Consider the following 6,539-nt stretch of genomic DNA (forward strand, 5'->3'; position numbering starts at 1 on the left):
GTAACTGGATGATCCGCGCGGTCGTACTTACAGCTATGGGCCATTTGAACGAGTCTTTCGAGCTGACTCCATACGAATGACCTTCAGGGTTTGGGTAGTTCAACCAGGCGATTGGGTGCGGCGGCCACGTCGTGGCGGCGCAGGCGGATTCAGTCAGGGACGCACGCGAGCGTGCGCGACAAGGGTAAAGAACATGAGCACCATCGTAAGCCTCTGCATCGGCGGCATGCGCCGGCCCAAGATAGAAAAGAAGGCCAGCTTGCACGCCCTGGCCGCTTCCATGGCGGCGGTATTGCTGGCTGGCTGCTCGGTGCAGCCCAAGCAATTCGAAGCCGCCGAAAACCGCGATCGCGCCATCGACCTGATCGCGCGTTCCACCGCCAACCAAGAACCCATCCTGGGCGCGGTGGACCTGTATGAAGCAATGGCGCGCGCCATCAAATACAACCTGGACGTGCGCGTCGAGATGATGGGCGTGGCCCTGGCGCAGCGTGAGCTGGACCTGAAGCACTACGACATGCTGCCGAAGTTTGTCGCGTCGCTTGACTACTCCGGGCGCGACAATTATTCGGGCGGCGCGAGCCAGTCCTTGCTGACCGGGCGGACCTCGCTTGAGCCGTCCACCTCGTCTGAAAAGAACGTGCTGCAAAGCAATCTGCAACTGAGCTGGGACGTGCTGGACTTCGGCCTGTCGTATGTGCGCGCCAAACAAGCGGCCGATCGGGTCAACATGGCCGAAGAGCGCAAGCGCAAGGTCATGAACCGCTTGATTGAAGACGTGCGCACCGCCTACTGGCGCGCCGTCAGCGCGGAACGTCTGCTGGGCAAGATCCGCGAATTGGAAACGGCCACGCAGACCGCGCTGGACCTGGCCGCCGAGCAAGACCGGCTGGGCCTGACCGCGCCGCTGGCTCCCTTGAGCTACCAGCGCGAAATGCTGGGTATTCGGCGCGACGTGCAGGCGCTGGGCAGGGAACTCGGCGTGGCCAAGCAGCAACTGGCCGCCTTGATGAATCTGCCGCCCAATACGCAATACACCATTGCGATACCGCCACCCATGGAAAGCAAGCGGTCGCTGGTGTTGCCCGGCATCGCCGATGACTCGGCCGCCTGGCTGCAAGTGGCGATCGAGAACCGGCCCGAGCTGCGTGAAGTGGCGTATCAATTGCGCGTCAACGGTCAGGAAGACACCGCCGCCTTGCTGCGCTCGCTGCCCAGCCTGAAGCTATTTGGCGGGGTGAACGCCAGCACCAACGACCTGCTCTACAACAGCAACTGGATCGGCTGGGGCGCGGTGGCCAGTTGGAATCTGCTGAACATCTTCCGCCTGCCCGCCGAGAAAGCGCAGATCAAGGCGGAAGGAGATCTGCTGGATCAGCGGCAACTGGCGCTGACCACCGCGGTGGCGACGCAGGTGGAAGTGAGCCGCGCGCGTTACGCGCTGCGCCAGGACGAGCTGGACACGGCGCGACGCTTCTACGACGTGCAGGCGCGCATCGAAGACCAGATCGATTCGGGCTTCAAGGCGGAAAAACTCAGCCGGCAATCCTTGATCCGCGAGCAGATGAATACCTTGGTCGCGCGGGTGCGTTATGACCTGGCGCTGGCGGATCTTCAAAACGCCTACGCCAACGTGTTCGCCTCGCTCGGTATCGACCCCGTTGACACAAACATGAGCACGTCTGACGCGGTGCCCACGCTGGCGGGCAAGCTGCGCGACATGTGGACAGCGCGCGACAACTTCGCCATCAACGAGCAGGACGCCCGCGTGGCGGTCGTTGCACCGACACGCTAACCCCTTTAGGCGGGATCCATCATGAACAAGCAAAGAAGTCTTGCGCCCTTGGCGGGCAGGGCCCGCCGTGTCTGGTTGACGCCCTTGTTGCTGGCTTGCGCCACGGCCTGGGCCGCCGAGCCCGACGTTGGCAGCGGTTCGGCGCGCGGAGTGCTGCGCGCCAGCGCCGAGGCCTCGCTGTCGTCATCGATCTCTGAAAAGATCCTCAGCATGCCGCTGCGCGAAGGCGAACGGTTCAAGCAGGGCGACGTGCTGGTCAGTTTCGATTGCCGTCGCCTGGAAGCCGAGTTGCGCGCCGCGCGCGCGGGCGCGGCGGTGGAAGCGCGCAACGCGAAAGTGCAATCCGAATTGCTGCGCATGGCGGCCACCGGCCGCGCCGACGCCGACATCGCGCGCTTCAAGCACCAGGAGCGCCAGGCGCAGGCCGATGTCATTCAGCAGCGCATGGTCGACTGCGAGGTCGTGGCGCCGTATGCGGGCAGCGTGGTGGAAACGCTGGCGCGGCTGGATGAAACGCCGCCGGCCAATGAAAAGCTGATCTCCATCGTGAGCGATGGCCCGATGGAACTGCATATGGTCGTGCCGTCCAAATGGCTGGTGTGGCTGAAGGAAGGTTCGGACCTGGACTTCATTGTTGATGAGACCGGCGACGTGTTGCCGGCAAAGGTGACGCGCGTGTCGGCGGCGGTGGACGCCGTCAGCCAGACCATCAAGGTGGTGGCGCGCGTGGAGGGGGCGCCCGCGAGCGTGCTGCCCGGCATGAGCGGACGCGCCACCTTGGAAGGCGCCACGGCCGCGCCGGGCACCCCGATGGCGTCGACGCCCGGGCCTGGACATGGAGTTGGACCGGGACCTGCAGCGGGCGCGGGTGCTCGCCCCGGGCCGGGCTCCGCCAGCAAGCTGCCCGTGCAGGCCGTCTACCACGTGCCGCCGGGCAGTGAAGGCCTGCCGCTTGCGATCACGCCCATCCCCGCGGCGACAAGCCAGGCCGTGCCCGGCGGATCGGTGCGCGTCGGCGCGCCGCCTTCCCGCAACGGCAGTGCCCGCTAAGGAGAGGCTTCCATGGCCCTTCATGTGGCGAGTTCCCGTAGTGGGCCGGCTGCCCCCGTGGCGTCAGGCGAGCCCGCGCGGCCCCGGCCCGCCGCGAATGCGCCGTCGGTGTCGCAGGCCGACCCGCAGAACAGCACGGGCGCGCAGCTGATCCGCCTGGAAGGCGAGTTGCGCCGCTGCGCCACGCGCGAGGCCTTGTGGCAGCACCTGGCCAATGAACCCATCGCGCTGCTGCCCTTTGGCCAGGCGCTGGTGTTTGACGGCACGCCCGGCGGCCGCTGGCGCGTGGCGGCCATTTCGGGCCTGGCAAGCGTGAACCGCGATGCGCCGCTGGTGCGCTGGTACGAGAACATGGTGACGGCCCTGTGCCGGCCTGGCGCGGATGCGCCCGATCCGCGCGCGCTGCGCACCTTCGATGCGCACGCCTATGCGGATCCCACGGATCCTTGCTCGGCGGACGCCGTGCTGACCTCGTTGCTGTGGGTGCCTTTGGCCGATGTGGGGCAGGCGCCTCGCGCCGGCTGGTTGCTGGCGCGCGACCAACCCTGGGAAGAAGCGCATCTGCGCCTGGCGGGCCGCTTGGGCGGCGCCTATGCCCACGGCCTGTCCGCCATCGCGGGCCGTGCGCGCCCCGTGGCCGGCTTACGTCGCCATCGTCCCAAGCTGGTTGGGGGGCTGGCGGTATTGGCGGCGGCGCTCGCCTTCGTCCATGTGCCGCTCACGACCTTGGCGCCGGTGGAGGTCACGCCGCAGGATCCCTTTGTGGTGACGGCGGCGCTGCCCGCCGTCGTGGAACGCATTCTGGTGCCGCCGGGTGCGCAGGTTGCGGCGGGCACGCCGCTGGTGCAGTTGGTGGATACGCAATTGCGTAGCGACTACGAGGTCGCCATCCAACGGGGTGAAGTGGCCCGCGCCAAGGTGTTCCGGCTGCAACAGGCCGCCGTGTCCGACCCCACCGCCAAGCGTGAGCTGGCCGTGGCGCAAAGCGAGGAATCGGTGGCGACGGCGGAACGCGACTATGCGCGCGCCATGTTGGCCAAGGCGGTGCTGCGCGCGCCGCAGGATGGCGTGGCGCTGTATGGCGACCCGCGCGACTGGCTGGGCCGACCGGTGGCCGTGGGTGAAGCCATCATGCGCGTGGCCGACCCCGGTCGGGTGCAATATCAACTGAAGGTGCCGGTGGCCGACTCGGTCAACTTGCAGGAGGGCGCGTCGGTGCGCGTGTTCCTGGATGCGGCTCCACTGGACCCGCTGGACGCGAAGATCGTGCGCGTGGCGTACCGCGCCGAAGCCGATGCGGCCGGCGTGTCCAGCTACACCGTGCTGGCGCGCGTCAACGACCCCACGGCCCCACCCGAACGCCTGGGCCTGCGCGGCACGGCACGGGTCTATGGCGAGCCGGTGTCCTTGTTCTATTACCTGTTGCGGCGGCCGATAACGGCGTTGCGTCAATGGACGGGAGTCTGACGCCATGGACGCCACCGCCCTGCTTGGCGACGACCCCGATGCCAGTGATGTCAGCCTGGACGCGCGCATCCTGCCGCCCCTGCGTCAGGACCTGCGCCTGATCCCGGATCAAGGCGGCGCGCGCGCGGGCGAATGGAGCGGCAACTGGCGTATTCATGACCCGGCCGCGCACCGCTTCTTCGCCATCGACCAGGATACGGTCGGCATGCTGGCCCAATGGCACCAGGGCACGGTGGGCGCGCTGCGGTTGGCGGTGGCGCGAAGCAGCGGCCGCACGCCCGACGAGCAGAAGATCCTGGGCCTGATCGAATTCCTGCAACGCCATGACCTGCTGGCGCCCGCCCCGGGCGAAACCTATGCGCGCGTGCGCCAGCAACGGGCGGCGCAAAAGCGATCGTTGGCGACACGCCTGCTGCACGGCTATCTGTTCTTCAAGGTGCCGCTGGCGCGCCCCGATGTCTTTCTGCGGCGCACCTTGCCGTGGGTAACGGTGTTCTTCTCGCGCCTCTTCTGGATCCTGGCTGCGTTGCTGGGCGTGTTGAGCCTGTACCTGGTGTCGCGCCAATGGGACACGTTCCTGAGCACCTTCCCCGACATGATCTCGGCCACGGGCCTGATCGCATTCGGCCTCAGCCTGGCCTTGGTGAAGACCTTGCACGAACTGGGCCATGGCTATACCGCCGTGCGCCTGGGATCGCGCGTTACCACCATGGGCGTGGCGTTCGTGGTGATGACGCCCATCCTCTACACCGACACGACCGACGCCTGGCGCTTGCCCCGGCGCCAGCGCGTCCTGATCGACAGCGCCGGCATGGCGGTGGAACTGCTGGTGGCGGTGCTGGCGACGCTGGCCTGGGTGTTCCTGCCCGACGGCGCCTGGCGCAACGTGGCCTTCGCGCTGGCCACCACCAGCTGGGTGCTGAGCTTGGCGGTCAACCTCAACCCGCTGATGCGCTTTGACGGCTACTACCTCTTCAGCGACCTGATCGGCATTCCCAGCCTGCAAGACCGATCATTTGCGATGGCGCGCTGGTGGATGCGGGAACGGCTCTTCGGCTACGGCGACGAGCAGCCCGAGCCCACCTACGGCTCGACGCGCACCTTGTTCATCGTCTTTGCCTACGCCACCTGGATCTATCGCTTCTTCCTGTTCCTGGCAATCGCCCTGCTGATCTATCACTACTTCTTCAAGATCCTGGGCATCTTCCTGTTCGTGGTCGAGATCGGCTGGTTCATCGCGCTGCCGATCTGGCGCGAAATGAAAGTGTGGGTACGCCGCCGCCACGAAGTGGGGCGGCAGGCGTTCGTGACGATGATGGTCGTGGCGATACTCGCGGCCGTGTTGCTGGTGCCCTTGCCCTACACCGTGCGCATCCCCGCCGTGCTGACCGCAACGGAGCAGGCGCCGGCGTTTGCGCCGCGCCCCGCGCGCCTGGAAGCCGTGCGCGTGCGCCAGGGCGAGACCGTGCGTGCCGGACAGATCCTGATGGCGCTGAGCGCGTCAGAGATCGAACAACAGTTGGACGCCGCGCGCGAGCGTGAACGGCTGCTGAACGAACGGCTGGACCGTCGCAGCGCCGACCGCAAGGATCTGTCCGAATCGCTGACGCTGACGCGCGAAGTCCAGTTGGAGCGCGACCGCATTGCGGGGTTGGAACGCGAGCGTGCCCGTCTGGCGGTGCGCGCGCCCATCGACGGCGTGGTGGTCGAGCTGGCGCTGGAACTGTCGCCCGGACGCTGGGTGGACGAGAAGACGCGCCTGGCCCTGATTGCCGCGCCCGACAGCCTGGAGGCGCGCGGCTACATCGATGCGGACGACTTGCATCGCATCCGTGAAGGCGACGCGGGCGAGTTCGTGGACGGGCAGCGCCTGATGCCCGCGCGCGCCATCCAGGTCTCGCGCGTGGGCGCGGCAGCCAACGACACATTGGACAACTGGGTGCTGACGTCCGCGCATGGCGGCGACGTGCCGGCGCGCCAGTTCGAAGGCCGGCTGCGCGCCGAACAGGCCGTGTTCGAAGTGGCCGGCGACGTGACCGACTTGTCCCGCCACACCCTGCCCTTGACCGAACTGCGCGGCGAAATGCAGATACGTGGTGAACCGATCAGCTTGGCCAGCCGCCTGGTGCGGCGCGTTGCAAGCGTGCTGTTGCGCGAGGCCGGCGCATGAGCACGAAGAAACATGAACGACGCGCCGTAGGCGTGTTGCATGAGTATTGGGGCGTTG

Annotated in this window: 4 protein-coding genes; all 4 read left to right on the plus strand. The window is 67.2% G+C overall.

Features of this window, described 5'->3' with window-relative positions:
* The first annotated feature begins 193 nt into the window (after positions 1–193).
* The 4 genes from ELS24_RS01605 to ELS24_RS01620 are packed head-to-tail and all read left to right on the plus strand — an operon-like array spanning position 194 to position 6,482.
* Positions 194–1,795, plus strand: coding sequence for a TolC family protein (locus ELS24_RS01605; protein ID WP_240669417.1), 1,602 nt, complete (start codon positions 194–196; stop codon positions 1,793–1,795).
* 21 nt (positions 1,796–1,816) lie between these two features.
* Entirely contained in the window at positions 1,817–2,845 is a 1,029-nt protein-coding gene (locus ELS24_RS01610; protein WP_127183215.1) for an efflux RND transporter periplasmic adaptor subunit, read from the plus strand.
* Positions 2,846–2,857: 12 nt separating this feature from the next.
* Positions 2,858–4,312 (plus strand): efflux RND transporter periplasmic adaptor subunit, encoded by a 1,455-nt coding sequence (locus tag ELS24_RS01615; RefSeq protein ID WP_083447364.1) that lies wholly within the window; start codon positions 2,858–2,860, stop codon positions 4,310–4,312.
* 4 nt (positions 4,313–4,316) lie between these two features.
* Entirely contained in the window at positions 4,317–6,482 is a 2,166-nt protein-coding gene (locus ELS24_RS01620; protein WP_127183216.1) for an HlyD family efflux transporter periplasmic adaptor subunit, read from the plus strand.
* Positions 6,483–6,539 lie beyond the last annotated feature (57 nt).

The sequence above is a fragment of the Achromobacter spanius genome (assembly GCF_003994415.1).
Classification (GTDB): Bacteria; Pseudomonadota; Gammaproteobacteria; order Burkholderiales; family Burkholderiaceae_B; genus Achromobacter; species Achromobacter spanius_C.

Bases quoted from the DNA above. Each gene is read 5' to 3' on its own strand.
- ELS24_RS01610 (WP_127183215.1), top strand. From the start codon at position 1,817: ATGAACAAGCAAAGAAGTCTTGCGCCCTTGGCGGGCAGGGCCCGCCGT.
- ELS24_RS01620 (WP_127183216.1), top strand. From the start codon at position 4,317: ATGGACGCCACCGCCCTGCTTGGCGACGACCCCGATGCCAGTGATGTC.
- ELS24_RS01605 (WP_240669417.1), top strand. From the start codon at position 194: ATGAGCACCATCGTAAGCCTCTGCATCGGCGGCATGCGCCGGCCCAAG.
- ELS24_RS01615 (WP_083447364.1), top strand. From the start codon at position 2,858: ATGGCCCTTCATGTGGCGAGTTCCCGTAGTGGGCCGGCTGCCCCCGTG.